General features: G+C 59.2%; 16 protein-coding genes. 10 read left to right on the top strand and 6 right to left on the bottom strand.

The window, feature by feature from the left end; genetic code table 11:
* Window positions 1–18: 18 nt before the first annotated feature.
* The 4 genes from phnC (at window position 19) to B0E33_RS03805 (ending at window position 3,612) form a co-directional block, all read left to right on the top strand.
* Window positions 19–792, top strand: coding sequence for a phosphonate ABC transporter ATP-binding protein (gene phnC / locus B0E33_RS03820; RefSeq protein WP_006939395.1), 774 nt, complete (start codon window positions 19–21; stop codon window positions 790–792).
* Window positions 789–1,583: a phosphonate ABC transporter, permease protein PhnE gene (phnE, locus tag B0E33_RS03815; protein ID WP_023000018.1), complete on the top strand. Its 795-nt coding sequence runs from the start codon at window positions 789–791 to the stop codon at window positions 1,581–1,583. The genes phnC and phnE (B0E33_RS03815) overlap by 4 nt, the downstream gene beginning before the upstream one ends.
* Entirely contained in the window at window positions 1,583–2,380 is a 798-nt protein-coding gene (phnE, locus tag B0E33_RS03810) for a phosphonate ABC transporter, permease protein PhnE (protein ID WP_023000019.1), read from the top strand. The genes phnE (B0E33_RS03815) and phnE (B0E33_RS03810) overlap by 1 nt, the downstream gene beginning before the upstream one ends.
* A 311-nt stretch (window positions 2,381–2,691) precedes the next feature.
* Complete coding sequence (locus B0E33_RS03805; RefSeq protein ID WP_023000020.1) at window positions 2,692–3,612, top strand: DMT family transporter; 921 nt, start codon at window positions 2,692–2,694, stop codon at window positions 3,610–3,612.
* A 242-nt stretch (window positions 3,613–3,854) separates the two neighbouring features.
* Here the strand turns inward: B0E33_RS03805 and B0E33_RS03800 are convergent, their stop codons facing one another.
* The 4 genes from B0E33_RS03800 to B0E33_RS03785 all read right to left on the bottom strand — a co-directional run bounded on the left by B0E33_RS03800 (window position 3,855) and on the right by B0E33_RS03785 (window position 7,859).
* Complete coding sequence (locus tag B0E33_RS03800) at window positions 3,855–5,003, bottom strand: ABC transporter permease (RefSeq protein WP_075284259.1); 1,149 nt, start codon at window positions 5,001–5,003, stop codon at window positions 3,855–3,857.
* Complete coding sequence (locus tag B0E33_RS03795; RefSeq protein ID WP_023000022.1) at window positions 5,000–5,938, bottom strand: ABC transporter ATP-binding protein; 939 nt, start codon at window positions 5,936–5,938, stop codon at window positions 5,000–5,002. The genes B0E33_RS03800 and B0E33_RS03795 overlap by 4 nt, the downstream gene beginning before the upstream one ends.
* Window positions 5,935–6,891, bottom strand: a complete 957-nt coding sequence (locus tag B0E33_RS03790) for an HlyD family secretion protein (protein ID WP_077290468.1) — start codon at window positions 6,889–6,891, stop codon at window positions 5,935–5,937. The genes B0E33_RS03795 and B0E33_RS03790 overlap by 4 nt, the downstream gene beginning before the upstream one ends.
* A gap of 263 nt (window positions 6,892–7,154) precedes the next feature.
* Entirely contained in the window at window positions 7,155–7,859 is a 705-nt protein-coding gene (locus B0E33_RS03785) for an AAA family ATPase (protein WP_035908315.1), read from the bottom strand.
* A 587-nt stretch (window positions 7,860–8,446) separates the two neighbouring features.
* On the opposite strand from B0E33_RS03785, the gene B0E33_RS03780 reads away from it, so the two are divergent.
* Window positions 8,447–9,355 carry an alpha/beta fold hydrolase gene (locus B0E33_RS03780; RefSeq protein ID WP_075284264.1) on the top strand — a complete coding sequence of 303 codons (909 nt, stop codon included), beginning with the start codon at window positions 8,447–8,449 and terminating at the stop codon, window positions 9,353–9,355.
* 225 nt (window positions 9,356–9,580) lie between these two features.
* A complete protein-coding gene (locus tag B0E33_RS03775) occupies window positions 9,581–11,215 on the top strand; it encodes a tetratricopeptide repeat protein (protein WP_077290467.1) in 1,635 nt (544 codons plus the stop codon).
* Between the two features lie 91 nt (window positions 11,216–11,306).
* Here B0E33_RS03775 and B0E33_RS03770 read toward each other — a convergent pair whose 3' ends face one another.
* Window positions 11,307–12,212 (bottom strand): LysR family transcriptional regulator, encoded by a 906-nt coding sequence (locus tag B0E33_RS03770; RefSeq protein ID WP_077293136.1) that lies wholly within the window; start codon window positions 12,210–12,212, stop codon window positions 11,307–11,309.
* An 85-nt stretch (window positions 12,213–12,297) separates the two neighbouring features.
* On the opposite strand from B0E33_RS03770, the gene B0E33_RS30820 reads away from it, so the two are divergent.
* From B0E33_RS30820 to B0E33_RS03760, 3 genes are all read left to right on the top strand, one after another.
* Window positions 12,298–12,444, top strand: a complete 147-nt coding sequence (locus B0E33_RS30820) for a hypothetical protein (RefSeq protein ID WP_023000028.1) — start codon at window positions 12,298–12,300, stop codon at window positions 12,442–12,444.
* Window positions 12,445–12,588: 144 nt separating this feature from the next.
* Window positions 12,589–13,254: a class I SAM-dependent methyltransferase gene (locus B0E33_RS03765; RefSeq protein ID WP_077290466.1), complete on the top strand. Its 666-nt coding sequence runs from the start codon at window positions 12,589–12,591 to the stop codon at window positions 13,252–13,254.
* A gap of 136 nt (window positions 13,255–13,390) precedes the next feature.
* Window positions 13,391–14,569 (top strand): MFS transporter, encoded by a 1,179-nt coding sequence (locus B0E33_RS03760; protein WP_208997756.1) that lies wholly within the window; start codon window positions 13,391–13,393, stop codon window positions 14,567–14,569.
* 20 nt (window positions 14,570–14,589) lie between these two features.
* On the opposite strand, the gene B0E33_RS03755 is transcribed toward B0E33_RS03760, so the two are convergent.
* Window positions 14,590–15,513, bottom strand: a complete 924-nt coding sequence (locus B0E33_RS03755; protein WP_075284260.1) for a LysR substrate-binding domain-containing protein — start codon at window positions 15,511–15,513, stop codon at window positions 14,590–14,592.
* Between the two features lie 251 nt (window positions 15,514–15,764).
* Here B0E33_RS03755 and katG point away from each other — a divergent pair, with 251 nt between their 5' ends.
* The gene (gene katG, locus B0E33_RS03745; protein ID WP_077290464.1) at window positions 15,765–17,936 is read left to right on the top strand and encodes a catalase/peroxidase HPI; all 2,172 of its coding nucleotides are present in this window, start codon (window positions 15,765–15,767) and stop codon (window positions 17,934–17,936) included.
* Window positions 17,937–17,975: the final 39 nt, after the last annotated feature.

Below are 17,975 nucleotides of genomic sequence, written 5' to 3'. Positions count from 1 at the left end.
GTTCAATCGAGGTAAAACATGCTAAAGATAACAAGCCTTGTGAAACGTTACGGGGCCGGGGATCCTGTGCTCAAAGACCTGGACCTCGAGGTTCCCGGTGAAGAGGTCGTCTCCGTGATCGGCTCTTCGGGGGCAGGCAAGAGTACTCTGCTTCGCTGCATCAACCGGCTGGTCGAGCCGACCTCCGGCAAGATCTTCCTGAATGGCACCGATTTCACCAGCCTGGGCAAGCGCGAGCTGCGCGTCGGCCGCCGCCGCATCGGCATGGTGTTCCAGAGCTTCAATCTGGTCGACCGCCTGACCGTCATGGAAAATGTCCAGAGCGGGCGCCTCGGTTACATCTCGACCTGGGCAGCGCTTTCGAGGCGTTACCCCAAGGAAGACATCCGCCGGGCCTATGAGCTCATGGAGCGGGTCGGGATCGCCCATTACGCCAACAAGCGCGCGGACGAACTTTCAGGCGGCGAACGCCAGCGTGTCGGCGTTATCCGGGCGCTGATGCAACAACCTGAAATCCTTCTGGCCGACGAACCGACAGCCTCTCTCGACCCGAAGACCTCGGAACAGATCATGACGCTGCTGCGGGATCTTGCGCGCGAACTGAAGCTTCCGGTGATCATCAACATTCACAACGTCAATGAAGCCAAGGAATTCAGCGACCGTATCGTCGGCATGCGCTATGGGCGGATCATTTTCGACGATCTGCCGGATGCCCTGACGAAGGACGCGATGCACGAAATCTATGCCGGTGTTCCTCACGAAGACCGGCAGATGGAAGGCGCTGCGGCATGAGTACGGCGAGGGATACCTGGCGCAAGCAGCCCTTCATCGCCAACCCGCTATTGCGCTACGGCCTTTATGTCGCAATAGCGGTTTATATCGTGACCACCTTTGCGACGCTGCCGATCGACTGGGACCGCATGATGCAAGGCTTGAGCCGTGCAGGGCGGATCTTCGGCGGGGCCTTCCCGCCCAGCTTCCAGCGCAGCGAATTGCTCATCGACGGGTTTATGGAAAGCCTGAAGATCGCGATCCTTGCAACTGTCGGCGGCATCCTGCTGTCGATCCCGATCGCCTTCATGGCGGCCAGGAACATCGCACCGCTCCCGATCTATTATTTTGGCCGGGCGGTCATCATCATCGCACGCAGCTTCCATCCGGTAATTGTCGCCATCATCTTCGTGAAAGCGGTCGGATTCGGTCCCTTCGCGGGTGTCCTGACGCTGATCGTCTACTCCATCGGCTTTGTTGCCAAGCTACTGGCGGAAAAGATCGAGGAAATCGATCCGGGGCCCGTCGAAGCCATGAAGGCAGCGGGCGCACCGTTCCTGTCCACACTGGTTTACGCGGTGTTCCCGCAGATCATGCAGCGCCAGATCGGCCTTGGCATCTATCAGCTCGACAGTAACCTGAGAGCCTCGGCGGTCGTCGGTATCGTTGGCGCGGGCGGCATCGGCGCCACCCTGGCGAATGCCTTCGGGCGCTACGACTACGACTTCGCCCTGGCCATCACCATGGTCATCGTGGGTGCCATCCTGATTTCCGAAGCCGTCAGCGGTGCAATCAGAAAGCGGATCGCATAATGGAACAGGTACAGCTCCAAGACTGGGCGCGTTACACGCCGGCCCAACGGTTTCAGCGCTACGGCTACTTTGCCCTGACCGCACTCGTCGTTGCCTGGGCCCTCGGCAGCGTCAACATCATCTGGGCCTGGGTGTGGGACGCGCCGACCCAGATGGGCGATCTTTTCAGCCGCATGGTACCTCCAGACCCGACCCACCTCGACCAGATTCTGAGTGCGTTGTGGGAGACGGTAAACCTTGCCACAATCGCAACGGCTATGGCGGTCGTGCTGGCTCTGCCGGTGGCCTATATCGCCGCGCAGAACACCACGCCGAACGCACTGACGCTCTGGCTTGGCCGGTTCATCCTGGTCTCGTCGCGTTCGGTGAACACGATCATCTGGGCCCTCTTGTTCGTGGCAATCTTCGGCCCGGGTGTTGTTGCCGGCATCGTTGCAATCATGTTCCGTTCCATCGGCTTCCTGGGCAAACTGCTGGGCGAAGCCATCGAGGAAATCGATCCGAAACCGGTCGAGGCGCTAAAGGCGTGCGGCGCAAGCCATTTCAAGGTGGTGCTCTATGCCATCGTCCCCCAGGTCATGCCGACCTTCTTTGCGGTGACTATCCTACGCTGGGACATCAACCTGCGGGAATCCACGGTTCTCGGGCTGGTCGGGGCAGGGGGCATTGGTGTGATCCTGCAAGGGGCCATCGATACCTTCAACTGGCAGGAAGTCTCCATGGTGCTCCTGGCCATCATCGCCCTGGTGGTGGTGGGAGAGGTTGTATCGTCCTACCTGCGGCGCAAGATCCTCTGAAAAGAGCCGGAACCGGTTACCAGGATTGAAAAGCCGTTTTGGCAAACTGCAAATGATGGCGCGGCAGCGGGAAACCTCTGCCGCGCCATTTGCTTTGTGGAAACTCTTCGTCATTTGGTCCGAAACCCGTCTGAAACGAAGCGGCCTTTCTTGAACTTTTCTTCGTTTCAGTGATGATCGAAGCAAGACATTGCCACCAACCGCTGATTTGCCATCACCGCTCGGCTGACGAAACAAGACGTCACGTCCGGAACCAGCCCAGCAACCGTCCGGTTTCTGCGGGCGGCCATCACACCATTAAGGCCCGGCCTATGACTGAATCGCTCAAGGGACTTGCCGCCGCGCTTCTCGCATTTGCCCTGTTTTCCACGCATGACGCCATCATCAAGGAACTCGGTGGCAGCTATCCGGTCTTTCAGATCATCTTCTTCACGATGCTTTTTGCCTTCGTGCCGATGTCGATGATGATGCTGGCGGACAAGGCAGTCGACAATTTCCGTCCAAGACACCCCTGGCTGGTGCTGTCGCGGGCAGGCCTGGCCATTATCGCCATGTCCTGCGGGTTCTACGCCTTTACGGCGCTGCCGCTGGCCGAGGTCTATGCATTGCTGTTTGCCATGCCGCTTCTGATCACCGCCTTGTCCGTACCGCTGCTTGGTGAGACAGTGCGGGCGCAGCGCTGGGCTGCCGTGATCGTCGGTTTGATCGGCGTTCTAATCGTTTTACGTCCCGGCGTGACGGAGCTGACCCTCGGCCATGCAGCTGCCCTGACAGCGGCCTTCGCCAATTCGCTTTCCACCATTCTGGTGCGTAAACTCGGCGGCAAGGAACGTCCAGCCGTCCTGATCCTCTACCCGATGATCCTGTCCATGATGGCCATGTCGATGACGCTGCCGGTCTTCTATGTGCCGGTGGAGCTTCTCGACCTCGGACTTATGGCGGCGATCGGCTTTCTTTCGGTCATTGCCCAGTTCCTGACGATCTCCGCCTACAAGGCAGCGCCGGCCGCGGTCGTTGCACCGCTGCAATACAGCCAGATCCTCTGGGCAAGCCTGTTCGGCATGCTGTTCTTTTCCGAAACACCGGATTTCTACGTCGGCCTCGGCTCTGCAGTTATCATTGCCTCGGGTATCTTCGTCGTGTGGCGTGAGAGCCGGGAGAATGTCTCTGTACAGACCCCGGTCCTGAAAACCGCCAACCCGCGTTTCGATACGGGCCCGCAACCGAAGTAGTGGGCGAGGGAGACTGGCTCCCAACTGGCGGCTATCCGGACTTCCCACAATACGACAGCCTCATCCTGAGGAAGCGCGTGAGCGCTGTCGCGAAGGATGGGCCGCTTGCTCCTGAGTATGCCGCCCATCCTTCGAGACGCGCAGAAATGCGCTCCTCAGGATGAGGTCGCGAGGGAGGCGGGGGAAGGAAACCGGGTCACCACAGCAGTTGGCTAAGCAACCGGCCTCAGGCCAAACATTCCTCAGTCCAGCCGTTTCTTGAAGCGGAAAGCGGCGACGATCATGCCCAGAACGAAGAACCCGCACATCCAGAGCACGTCGCGGTGCAGCTCAAGCAGCCCGGCGTCCCGCAGGACGAACCCTCTGATCATGCGCATGAAATGGGTCGCCGGAAACGCCTCGGCAATATACTGCGCGATCACCGGCATGCCTTCATAGGGAAACATGAAGCCGGACAGCAGGATGGACGGCAGCAGCACGAACACCGTCATCTGGGTTGCCTGCAACTGGCTCTGGGCAATGGTCGACAGTACCAGGCCCAGTGACAGACTGGCTCCGATGAAGAGCAATGTGCCGACAAAGAGATCGAATATCTTGTCGCCGAAAGGCACGTTGAACAGCAGGTGTCCGAGCCCGAGGATGATCATCGTCTGCAATAGGCCGATGAAGATGTAGGGAATGATCTTGCCGATCATCAGCTCGATCGGCCGCACCGGCGTGTTGATCAGCATTTCCATGTTGCCGCGCTCGCGTTCGCGCACGATTGCCGCCGATGTGAACATGATCATGGTCATGGTCAGGATGATGCCGACCAGGCCGGGGACGATGTTGATGGCGGTACGCTGTTCCGGGTTGAAAAACAGGGCCACCTCGAAGGTCGGCGTCGACCGGTTCGGGGCCTGACGGTTCAATTCTGCCAGCGGCATGTTGCGCAGCGACTTGATGGCACCTGCAATCATGGTGTCGGAGCCGTCGACGATCCACTGGGCAACAGGGCGGCTGGTTTCCTCGTCGGTGGAAGGCGGCGTGCCCAGGTTGGCGGCGGGCGAGCGGGCGACCCTCTGGGAGAGGTCGTCCGGCAGAATGAAGGCGGCGCGCACGCGCGCGGCCTTGATCGCGGTTTCCGCTTCCTCGATGCTGGTCAGGCGTTCGGTCACCTTTACGACACGGGTCGCTTCCACCATCTGGATCAGGATCCGGCTCAGCCCGGTCTGGCTGTGATCGACGACAGCAACGGGAATATCACGAATGTTGGTGTTGATGGCGTAGCCGAACAGGATCAGCTGGATCAACGGGATCATGATGACCATGCCGAAGGTCATCCGATCCCGGCGCAGCTGGCTGAGTTCCTTGAAGAAGATGGCCGATATCCGTGAAAGGGGTCTGATCATTGTCGGCCTTCTCCCGTTGCCGTCACGAAGACATCTTCCAGGTTCGGGCGCACCTTTTCGATCAACGTGGCACCGTTGGTCTCGTCCTTGTTTTTCAGGAAAGCTTCGGGATCGGCAATGTCGTCCCGCACCAGAACACGCAGGCGTGCACCCAGCTGCGCGGCGGTGATGATGCCTTCCGTTCCCAGCAGCCGGCGGCGGATTTCGCGCAGGTTGGGGCCTTCGATTTCCACGACATTGGCACCCATTGCCGCCATCAGGTCCTTCGGTGCCCCGTCAGCACGTTTCTGGCCTGCTTCCATGATTGCAATCTTGTGGCAGCGTTCCGCCTCGTCCATGAAATGCGTGGTCACGACAATGGACGTTCCGCCATCGACCAGGTCGAACAGCTGTTCCCAGAAATGTCGGCGCGACTCCGGATCCACGGCCGAGGTCGGTTCGTCCAGAAACAAAAGCTGCGGTTCGTGCAGAACCGCGGTTGCCAGCGCCAGGCGCTGGCGTTGCCCGCCGGACATCTTGCCTGCGAACCGGTCACCCAGCTCGCTCAATTCATATCGCTCCATGACCTCGGCAATGCGCTGCTTCTTCCGCTTCGATGGCAGGCCGTAGATCGTTGCCATGAAGTTGAGGTTCTCCAGAACCGTCAGATCACCGTAAAGCGAAAAGGCCTGGGTCATGTAGCCGATCTTGTATTTCAGGGTCTCGGCATCCTTGGGGACGGAAAGCCCCAGCACTTCGACGGTGCCTTCGGTCGGTGTGAGAAGTCCCGTCAGCATGCGCATGGCCGTGGTCTTGCCGCAGCCGTTGGGGCCGAGAAAGCCATAGATCATGCCACGCTCGATGGTCAGATCCAGTCCGTCGACCGCCCGGAACCCCTTGAAGCTTTTCACCAGGCCCTCTGCCCGGATGACGATGTCGCCGTCGTTTGAACTCACGGCAGAACGACCTGGGCCGGAACGCCGTTTGGCAGGTCGCTGGCGCTGTCGGGCAACTGCACTTCGGCGACATACATCAACCGGGCGCGCTCGGATTGATTGAGCGCGTAGTAGGGCGTGAAGGAAGCTTCGGAGCTGATCCAGCGCACAGTGCCTTCGATCGGCTTGTCGAGGCCGTCAATTCGCACCTCCAGCTTGTCGCCCTGCTTGACCTTCACCCGGTGCGGTTCGGGAACATAGACGCGGGCATAGGGTGCATCGCCGGCCAGCATCACAACGACCGGACTGCCGACCGTCACCCGTTCTCCAAGGTTCCAGGGAAGGTTATCGAGCGTGCCATCACGCGAGGCAGTAATGGTCAGATCGGACAGGATCTTTTCCTGGGTGGCGAGGCTTGCCTGGGCGGCCTCCAGTTCGGCCTTGGCTATGTCGAGGTCTTCCGGTCTTGTGCCGGCGACAAGCTCCTTCAGTTGTTCCTGCGCACTTTTCAGGGTCGCGTCGGCTGCATCGCGCGCAGCCTTGGCACTGTCGAGCTGTGCCTGGCTTGTGGTGCCGCGTCCGGTCAGGTCGTCGTAGCGCCCGAACGAAGCCTGCGCATCTTCCAGCTCCGCTTTCGCACCCGCTACGGCCGCGCGAGCCTTGGCTATCTCCTCGTCGCGGGCGCCGTTTTCAAGCTTCACGAGATTGGCCTTGGCCTTCTGCACCTCCGCCTTCGCCTGGGCGACGATGGCCTGCTGTTCGGCCGGGTCCAGCTGAGCCAGAACGGTGCCCTTCTTGACGAAGGTCCCTTGTGGCACAGGCAACTCGACCAGAACCTCATTTGCTGTTGCTGTCAGTGCGACCCTGTCTCGCTCGAGGTTTCCAAGGGCAACATTCCCGTCTTCACCGTAACAACCGGCAGCAAACAGGCACACGGTGGCTGCGAGGACACTGCGCAGACGAGGTGTAGACATGAATTCCTCCCTATGGATCAAGGGTATGCGGCAAGAAGGGTATCGCCTTGCCGCCACCATAGCCTGCTTCGCGGGCCTGTGCCATGGCTGGTTGAGGCCGGTTCGGACCTGCCGTCTTCGGGGCAATGCCGGGCGTCAACGCCGGGCATCAACACCGGGCATGCCAAGCAGGAGAGCGCAGGTCCGGTCTTCTGCTAACGATACGAAAAAGGCCGCGGTTTGAGCCGCAGCCTTTCTTGCAAAAACGACAGGAACAAACGCCGTCAACTCGCCCGCTTGAACACGTTGTACCAGCGCTTCCTGGGAACGGTGATAGCCCGTTCGAGGATTTCCGCGGCATAAAGCGAAGCGTTTTCCCGGGCCTTGCCGACACCGGAGACCAGCGACGTGTCGAGGCCGGAGAGGCCGCCACCGAATTCGAAGAGATCGCGGAACGCGGCGCGTTCCACAATCGGGGTCATAAGAACGTCGATATTCTGGGCGGAAAGGAAGTCCTGGACCGCCTTCATGGCACGCGTTGTCACCGCGGCATTGGTACGGGTCAGAACCACGCAATGCTTGATGTCGTGGCGGACGATCTTTTCCAGCTTCTTGATCAGGGTCAGGATCTTGGCGCCACCGCGCGCATCCATCGAAGAGCCCTGGATCGGCACGACCACAAGGTCGGACACTGAAAGTGCGTTGGCGACGATGAGGTTTTCGGTTCCTTCAAGATCGACAATCACATAGTCGGACGTTTCGGCGGCAAGTGTGATCTGCTCTGTAATGGAGGCCGGCGAAATTTCGCTGACGACGTTGATGCCCGGGCTCTTGCGTGGCAACTCGTACCACTTCGAGATCCATTTCTGCGGGTCCGCATCAAAGATCGTGACACGCTTTCCCCGTGCTGCGACTTCTGTCGCCAGCAGCAGAGCCGCCGTGGTTTTTCCGGCGCCGCCCTTTGCGTTTGCGAAGGAAATGACTGGCATCTGGCTTCTCCTGACCTTGCCGAGCATTGTCTGGAGCAACTTGCGTCTGCGAGTGCATGCCGAAAGCTGCCCCAACACCTTGAAGGCGATCTGTCAGCGGGTTCCCGAGTGTTCCGTTGCAAATCCGCTTGTGTCGCCGATGACCCATTGCAGGCCTATCTGTCTGGCAGTCTTGGATTTTTATGGTTACCAAATCCTTAAATTCGCAATTTGCAGCAGACTTATTCAGCAAACGTTAGGATTTGTGGATAAAGACCAGCAAAACGCCTTGGCACTATTTGCAAGGGTCGGGCGAAAAGCTGCGTTCAGCCGCAATGGGCAGCCTGGATGACGCGAATTCGACAACAGCAACACCTCGTGCGTCTTCTGTCCGGGGTGGAGAGAAATCCTGCCGGATTTTGGATCGCCACCGATTGCATGCGCCTTGGGTGCCGCGTAGGTTGTCGGTGCGGAAGGGGTGCCTGAATCGGTGGTCTGCCGCTGTTGATCGGTCTCATGGTATTCGGGGCACTTGTCCGCGTTGATTTGAACGCCAGATGCTTTGGGGTCAGAATTATGTCTTTGATCCGCGCCTTGAAGGACGCCACATGCTGCACCGATTTCTCAACTCCCGCCCGGCCTGCTTGATCCGGAACCTTCTGCTTTGCGGGGTGTTGGCATATGCGGGCACGGCAGGGGCGGCGTGGGCTGAGGCCCTTAAGCCTTACAAGGATGGGCTGTTCAGATACAAGAAGGTCTCAGAAACGCTCTATGATGGCGATTTTATCGTCGTTGAATATTCCAAACAGCGAGACCTGCGCGATCGCGACGAAGTCGACGAACGCAGGGTCTACGGCAACTACGTCTCCTACAAACCGAAGCGGGGCCGTGGCAGCGGAGAACTGAAAGCCAACGGCCGGGTTGTCGAATTCATGGGCACCGGCAACTGGAAGGGCGGTGCCAATGCCATCGTGATCTACATTCACGGGCAGGGCGGCAACCGCTTTCAGGGCATGAACGACGTTTCGTTCGGTGGCAACTTCAACCGCGTTCAGAACCTGATGGTCAGGAACGGCGGCGCCTACCTGACCGTCGACATAAAGAACTTCGACAATCGCGGCACGGCGGATGTGGCAGCCCTGATCCAGTATCAGAAGCAGCTGTCGCCGCGTGCCAAGGTCGTGGTTGCCTGCGGTTCCATGGGCGGCATCATCTGCTGGAACCTGGTAAAGAACGCCAATTATGCCAGCATGCTTTCCGGCATCCTGCTGCTTGGCTCACCGAAGGATCCCAACTTCCTGTCTTCAGGTGCACTCGGGCGCAACGTGCCGATTTATATGGGGCAGGGGACGCTCGACCAGGTCTACAATTGGGAAGATCAGGCGAACTTCTTCAAACAGATCAAGACCAGGGCGCCGAACTATCCGATCAAGTTCACGCTGTTCGATACAGGCACCCACGGCACCCCCATCCGCATGACCGACTGGCGCCTGATACTCAACTGGATGCTGGGTTAGGCGAAGGCTCGGCGCTGTTCAGGATCAAAACGGGCTCGTGTGAATTGGTCTGCGCGGCGCCTGAGCATACTTGAAGTGCTTTTGCGATTGCCCTTACGTCACTTTTAATTTCAAATTACCCTCTGGGCACCAATGCCTATTATCTGGAAGACGGCTCGAAACCGCCGTTTTCGGCGTGCCAGCCTCGATCCTCGGGTTGGTGTCGCGTATCAGGGGGGATGTATCATGTCAGAGTATTTTGATCTCGGCCGCTATACGCGTGTCGTGACGTCAATACCGGAAGCGCAAGTCTGGTTTGACCGCGGTCTGGTCTGGCTATTTGCCTATAATCACGAAGAGGCGATTGTCTGTTTCGAAAAGGCGGTGGCGGCCGACCCGGCCTGTGCGTTGGCTCACTGGGGCATCGCTTACGGTATCGGTCCGAATTACAACAAGGCCTGGGAAATCTTCACGCCTGAGGAAAAGGGGCCTGCGCTGGCACGAGCACATGCAGCGCTGGCCACCGCAAAGGCACTGAAGGAGGCCAGGCCGGTGGAGCGTGCGCTGATCGAGGCCCTGGCGTCGCGTTATCCCACAGATCCGGAAATCGAAGACTATCAGCCCTTCAACGATGGCTTCGCGGAAGCGATGAAACCCGTTTACGAAGCCAACAGGGAAGATCTGGATGTCGCGTGCATCTATGCAGAGGCCTTGATGAACCGCACGCCCTGGCAATTGTGGGATTTCCACACGGGCGTGCCGAACCCTGAAGGTTCCACCACCGAGGCCGTGGCTGTTCTGGAACATGCATTTGAGAGGTTGCCGGGCGCCTGGGATCATCCTGGGCTCTTGCATATGTACATTCACCTGATGGAAATGTCGCCGCACCCGGAAAAGGCTTTGCGCCATGGCGACAGGCTGAAGGATCTGGTTCCGGATGCCGGGCATCTTGTGCACATGGGAACGCATATCGATGTCTTGTGCGGCGACTATCAGAATGTGCTCTACCGAAATCTTGCGGCAGCCAAGGTCGACGACAAGTTCAAGGCTTACGCTGGCCCGGCGAATTTCTATGCGCTGTACCGGATCCACAATCTGCATTTCGCATTCTACGGCGCCATGTTTCTTGGTAGAAAAGCCGCCGCGGTGGAGGCTGTCGAGCGATTGCGCGACGAGGTGCCCGACGAAGTTGTTCGATCGTATCCGGACGTTTTCGAAACCTTCGTGGCCGCCGCACCGCATGTCTACATCCGGTTCGGAATGTGGCCTGAAATCCTTGAGCTCGATCAGCCGGCGGACAAGGAGCTCTATGTCACCACCAACGCGTTGATCTACTACGCGAAGGCCATCGCTCTGGCCAACCTCGGCCGTCATGACGAAGCCCAGTCCGCCATGGCGGATTTCACCGCGGCTTATGCGCAGGTGCCCGATAGCCGGATGCTCTTCAACAACACCGCAAGGGATGTCCTTGCCGTTGCAGAGGAAATGATGAAGGGGGAGGTGTCCTTCAAGGCTGGACGGAAGGAAGAAGGACTTGCCCATCTTCGCACTGCCGTCGACCTGGACGACGGGCTTCAATACGAAGAGCCGTGGTCCTGGCCACAGCCAACGCGCCATGCCTTGGGCGCGCTCCTGATGGAAGCCGGCAAATATGAGGAAGCCGAGGCGGTCTACCGCGCGGATCTCGGATTGGACGGCAAACTGCCGCGCCCGAGCCAGCATCCACGCAATGTTTGGGCGTTGCACGGATTGCATGAATGTCTGGTAAGGCGTTCGGAGAAGGTGGAGCTGCCGCACGTCAAGCTTCTGCTCGACCAAGCCATCGCGCGTGCGGACATTCCGATCCGGGCAAGCTGCCTCTGCCGGGCGAAGGCCGCGTAAAGAAGAGTTCGGGCAGATCAACGACTGGTTTTGGATGCCGCTAAAAAATGACCGGATACTTGCGCCACATGGCTGGGACCGGAGCGGGCGTCTATATCTTGGCGAGCTTGGCCTTCAGCAAACCTTCCGCCAGATGATCGAACACTACGCGGATCCTCTGGCTGGTGTGAAGTTCGCGGTGGGTGACCAGCCAGATTGGAAACGAAACCGGTTCGATATCGGAAAAGGCGGGAACGATCTCGGGGAACCGGGCAGCGATTTCATCCGCCATGATGGCCAGACCGAGGCCCTGGCGGACGAATTCCCAGGCGACCACACCGCTGGGGGAGCCAAGGCGAATATTGGCCTCGGTCACCTTCAGGCCGAAGGCGCGCAGGTAGCCGACCAGCTCTTCGTTGTTGTCGAAGCCGATAAAATCGAGATCTGGTGCATCGTCCCTCGTCAGGGGGCGGCCGAATTGTTCAACCAGTGATCTGGCGCCGAAGATGCGGGCCGGGGCTGCGCGCAGTTTGCGGGCATAAAGGTCAGGATGGTCCGGTTCGACATGTCGAATGGCAATATCGGCTTCGCGTCGGCGCAAGTCGCTCAGGCTGTTGGTACAAAGCACTTTCACTTCCACGCCCGGTGCCTTTTTGCGCAGCTCACGCAAAATATCGGGCAAGAGATGAGCTGCCATCAGATCCGTCGTGGAAACAGTGACCAGTCCTTCGACTTGCTGTGATTTGCCGGATGCCGCAAGGGATATCCGGCTGGCCGCGTCGCCCATGGCGCGCACATGATCAGCCAGTTCGATCCCGGCTTCCGTGAGGATCAGGCTCTTCGACACACGCTCGAACAGGGTCACGCCAAGTGTCTGCTCAAGCGCTGCCACCTGCCGGCTGAGCGTGGGTTGGGTCAGTCCGAGTGCTCGGGCAGCTGCGGAGAGAGACCCTTCCTCCGCCGTTACCAGGAACGCACGGGCCTGGTTCCAGTCGAATGTGATGGTCTGCCAGTTCATGCAAATATGTATATCAACTAGCCAGAATTCGGCAATTCTCATTCATTTCTGAAGCAAGTAGATTTCTTGTCGAAAGGAGACGCCAATGAGCCCGTCATCTTTGATGATCCAATTGGCAAACATCGTTCTTTCGGTTCTGGAGTTCCTGGCTTCACCCACTGGCGGCCGCGATATCGGCCGCGATATTCTTCATCAGATCGGTCTGCGCGGCGGCCGCAAGAAGAAGAAATAGCGAGTACGGGAGTTTCAAGCAGCCTGTGCTTCGAAGCTGTTTCGAAGTACGGATAACTGTGTGACGACTGTCATATTTGCAGTTGGACCAGGTTCGACCGGTTACTGCCGTTCCCGCTTATCTGTTAGAAATGGACTATTCGCCATGGCGACAACATGGACCAATGAAATGCCGTCATCTGCCGGTTTCTGGAGCAAGGCTGCGCGCAAATATGCTGCGTCTCCAATCCGCAACCAGGAAGCTTACGAAAAGACGCTGGAGCGTACGACGGAACATCTGGGGCCGCAGGACAGTGTTCTGGAACTGGGCTGCGGCACAGGGTCGACGGCGCTTTTGTTGGCCGGCAATGTCAGGTCTTATCTTGCCACCGATTTCGCCAGCGGCATGATCGAGATTGCACAGGCGAAATTGAAAGTTGGGCCGGATACCGAAGATCATCCGCAAGGGTTGAAGTTTGCCGTTGCCGATGTCTTCAGCGACAAGGTCGAGCCGGGGGAAACCGGGTACGATGCCATCCTTGCCTACAACTTCCTGCATCTGGTGGAAAACGCCGAGGATACCCTGTCCCGCATTCATCATCTCCTGAAACCGGGTGGGCTGTACATTTCCAAGACCGTTTGCCTGAAAAGGCGCGCGTGGCTGTTTGCTCCCCTCGTCAAGGTGATGCAACTGGTTGGCAAGGCGCCTTTTGTCCGTTTCTTTTCCTTCGACATACTGGAAGATAGCATCCGGTCGGCAGGGTTCGAAATCATCGAGACAGGAACCTATCCTGCACCCTACAGCCGCTTTGTCGTGGCAAGGAAGCTCTGACGGGGGCGCAGAAAAAGAAGCGTCCCGGATATTTCTTAAATCGATTGAATTGGCCGGTTGCAGCGACTTGCAGATGAGGGGTGTTGAGTGCTAGGTGTGATCTGTCTCGCCACACTTGCTCCCTCGAAAGCTGCAAATGCTCGTCCGCGACCGCGCCTTTTTCGCGTCCATGTTCCTGACGGTTCTGGCCGACCAGATCCTCCTGTTTCTGGTGCCGCTGGTGATCTTCCAGATAACCGGCGATGTCGCCTGGTCCGGCCTTGCCTTCTTCTTCGAAACCTTGCCGCGCTATCTGACATTTCCAGTCGCAGGAATTCTGTGTGACCGGTTCTCGCCGATCCTGCTGCTGCGTATCAGCCGCATCCTGCGGGCTGTGGCCTGTATTGTCGGTATAGCCGGTCAGCTTGCATTTGGTGGGGTCTGGTGGCTGATCGGGCTTTCTGCCGTTGTCGGCATTTTCACGACGCAGGGCATGCTGGCGCTGGAAATGGTGCTTGTACGTGCCTTCTCCGACCAGCGTTTCGAAAAAGTGGCGAGTTACGGACAGCTCGCCTCGCAAATGGGCGTCGTGCTCGGTCCGTTGGTCGCCGCCTACCTCATGGCGTTCTGGCCCTGGCAGGCAGTGGTCGTGCTGGCAACGGTCCTGTTTGTGTTGGCCGATCTTGCGTTTTACTTCTGGCCCGGTCAGGCGCGAATGGAAGACGCTCCAGGCAGGCGTGTTTCGCGCCATCCCGTGGCGGACCTCAAACACGCGCTCAAGCTGGTCTGGACATTGCCGGGCCTGACGCGGGCAATCCTGCAGGCCGCCGGCGTCAACCTGATCATTGGCGCGACGTTGGCAACGGCTGCCGCCATGATGACGGGCTTTTTCAGCCAAAGCGAACAGGTCTACGCCTGGCTTCAGGTCGGCGGAGCCCTGGCGACACTTGCCGTCCTGACGCTGACCGCACATGTCGCCTTCAGCCTGAAGACCCTCGGCGTTACGGCTTACGGGTTGATCTGCGCGGGGGCCGTGCTGACAGGCCTTGGAGCCCATCCGCTGATCTATGCGGCAGGTTTCCTGCTGATTGCCGGGTTCGACAAGATGTTCAACATCTATGTGCGCACCTTGCGAAAGGAGATCATACCGCCGGAGGAATTCGGCAAGACAACCGGCGTGATCATCTGCCTCAACAATCTGTCGCAGCCGCTGGCGGGCCTCATCGTTGCCATCTTCGCAGCTGGAGACGACGCAAGGGCCGTCCTGCTTGGCCTTGCCGGCGCAATGGCAGTGCTGGGCGTCATGACATTCCGGCGCGCCGCCACGCAGTCGTAACACGTGGCATGGGGTTGCGATCAGCTGATAGCCGGCTGGTCTCGCAAGGCCGTCAGTCCTTCTGCTGACCGCCTGACGATATCGGCGATCTCGGTGAGCTGGCCTGCCAGCGGGCTCCTTCTACGCCAGACCATGCCGATTGTCCGGGTCGGTTCGGGGGCTTCAAAACGCGAGATTGCCACCGATGCGGATCGGGTCTCCACGGGAACGGCCATTTCCGGAATCAGGGTGACACCCATCCCCGCACTGACCATCTGGACCAGTGTTGAAAGAGAACTTGCGTCCAGCACTTCGCGCGGCGGGCCGGATTGCAGGTTGCAGAAGGACAGGGCCTGATCGCGAAAACAATGGCCTTCCTCCAACAAAAGCAACCGCATCTCGCGCAGGCTGTCGGCGCTCGGCATTGGTGCGTTGGCTTCCCGCGCCGAGCGCACCAGCACGAAGCGCTCGCTGAAAAGGGCCGTTTCGGCAAGCGTGCCTTCGGAAACCGGCAAGGCCACAATCGCCGTGTCGAGGCGGCCTTCGTCCAGCTCGTCGATCAGGTTCGGCGTCACTGTCTCGCGTACATGAATGTCCAGCTCCGGATAGCTCCTGGTCAATGCTCCGACAACGCTCGGCAGAAGATAGGGGGCGACAGTCGGAATGACGCCGATGCGCAGCCGCCCGACAAGCCTTTCGCGTGATGCCCTGGCAAGGTCACCCAGCTCCTCGGTGGCCCGCAGGATGTCGCGGGCACGCTCGGCGGCAACTTCACCAAAATGTGTCAGGCGGATTTGTCTGGCCCCGCGTTCGAACAAGCTCGCGCCGAGCACTTCCTCCATTTCCTTGATCTGCATGGACAGCGCCGGCTGCGAAATGGCGCAGGCCTCGGCTGCCTTGCCGAAATGACCGTGCCGGGCGAGGGCCTCGAAATAGCGCAACTGTTTGAGGGTGATATTGATCATAAGAATAACTTATCGAACTTATCAGAAAATTCAACTTCCTCTGATCGATTGCCTTTGCTAGCGTCAATCTGCACAGACGAGATCAGGTGGCATGCAAACACCCCTTGCGATGCCGGTTGATTTTTGTGCGCGGAGATTTTGGGAGATTTGAGGAAACCGATCTGTCCCGGGCTCATACGGGCCTTGCGGATATCACGGGCGTCTCACGCGGCCCGAATAATCGAACGTTTCAGATGACAGTGGAGAGAGTTATGGACGCTAAGGTGGAAAAGACAGGCGGTTGCCCTGTAATGCACGGCGGCAACACGGCGATGGACAAGCCGGTAACGAAATGGTGGCCGGATGCGTTGAACCTCGACATCCTGCACCAGCGCGGTGCGCGCACCAATCCGATGGACCCCGACTTCGACTACCGTGAAGCCGTGAAGGGTCTCGACCACGAGGCAGTCAAGGCCGACGTCCGTGCGCTCATGACCGAAAGCCAGGATTGGTGGCCGGCTGACTGGGGTCACTACGGCGGTCTGATGATCCGCCTGGCATGGCATTCCGCCGGTTCCTACCGCATGCAGGACGGCCGCGGCGGCGCGGGCTCCGGCAATATCCGGTTCGCTCCGCTGAACTCCTGGCCCGACAACGCCAGCCTGGACAAGGCCCGCCGTCTGCTGTGGCCCGTCAAGAAGAAGTACGGCAACGCGCTTTCCTGGGCCGACCTGATCATTCTGGCCGGTAACATGGCTTACGAATCCATGGGTTTCAAAACCTTCGGTTTCGGTTTCGGCCGCGAAGACATCTGGGGTCCGGAAACCGATGTCTACTGGGGCTCGGAAAAGGAATGGCTCGCACCGGTCGAGAACCGTTTTGAAAACGCCGATGATGCGACCTCCCTGGAGAACCCGCTTGCGGCGATCCACATGGGCCTGATCTACGTCAACCCGGAAGGCGTGAATGGCCAGCCGGACCCGGTCAGAACCGCAGCGCATGTTCGCGAAACCTTCAAGCGCATGGCGATGAACGACGAGGAAACCGCGGCATTGACTTGTGGCGGCCACACCGTCGGCAAGGCCCACGGCAACCGGTCTGCTGAAGGAATTGGTGTCGAGCCGGAAGCCGCCGGCGTCGAGTCGCAGGGCTTCGGCTGGGCGAACACCGAACAGGGTGGCAAGGCTTCCAATGCGTTCACCTCCGGTATCGAAGGTGCCTGGACGCAATTCCCGATCCAGTTTGACATGGGCTACTTCGATTACCTGTTCAACTACGACTGGGAACTGCGCAAGTCCCCGGCTGGTGCCTGGCAGTGGGAACCGGTCAACATGCCGGAAGACAAGAAGCCGGTTGATGCATCTGATCCGTCGATCCGCCGGAACCCGATGATGACCGATGCCGACATGGGCATGAAGATGGACCCGGTCTACAACGAGATCTGCCGGAAGTTCATGGCTGACGAAGCCTATTTCCGCGATTGTTTTGCCCGCGCCTGGTTCAAGCTGACCCACCGCGACATGGGCCCGAAGGTCAACTACCTTGGTCCGGACGTTCCGGCTGAAGACCTGATCTGGCAGGACCCGATCCCGGCTGGTTCCACCTCCTACGATGTGGACGCCGTGAAAGCGAAAATCGCAGCCAGTGGCTTGACCGCTGCAGAGATGATCGCAACCGCATGGGACAGCGCCCGGACCTTCCGTGGGTCCGACAAGCGCGGCGGCGCCAATGGGGCGCGCATCCGCCTTGCGCCACAGAAGGACTGGGAAGGCAATGAACCGGCACGTCTCGCCAAGGTTCTGGCCAAGCTCGAGCCGATTGCTGCCGAAACCGGTGCTTCGGTTGCCGATGTAATCGTTCTGGCCGGCAATCTCGGTGTGGAACAGGCAATCAAGGCAGGTGGCTTCAACGTCTCTGTTCCGTTCGCTCCGGGCCGTGGTGACGCAACCGCCGAACAGACGGATGCAGAGTCCTTTGAAGTTCTGGAGCCGCTCGCTGACGGCTTCCGCAACTGGCAGAAGAAGAAATACGTTGTCAGCCCGGAAGAGATGATGCTCGACCGTGCACAGCTCTTGGGCCTGACCGCGCGTGAAATGACTGTCCTAGTGGGTGGCCTGCGCGTGCTGGGCACCAACTACGGTGGTTCCAAGCATGGTGTCTTCACCGACCGTGAAGGTGCCCTGACCACGGACTTCTTCGTCAACCTGACCGACATGGCCAACAGCTGGCATCCGGTTGCTGACGGTACCTACGAAGTGCGCGACCGTCAGCTGGGCACGTTGAAGTGGACCGCAACCAGCGCAGACCTGGTCTTCGGCTCCAATTCCATCCTGCGGGCCTATGCGGAAGTCTACGCTCAGGACGACAACAACGAGAAGTTCGTGAAGGACTTCGTTGAAGCCTGGACCAAGGTCATGAACGCAGACCGGTTCGACCTGATCTAAGGACGGTATCTGCAATTTGAGACAGATGGCGGCGCCCCG

It is taken from the genome of Roseibium algicola, from assembly GCF_001999245.1.
Classification (GTDB): Bacteria; Pseudomonadota; Alphaproteobacteria; order Rhizobiales; family Stappiaceae; genus Roseibium; species Roseibium algicola.
This window is presented reverse-complemented; position numbering and strand designations above follow the sequence as displayed.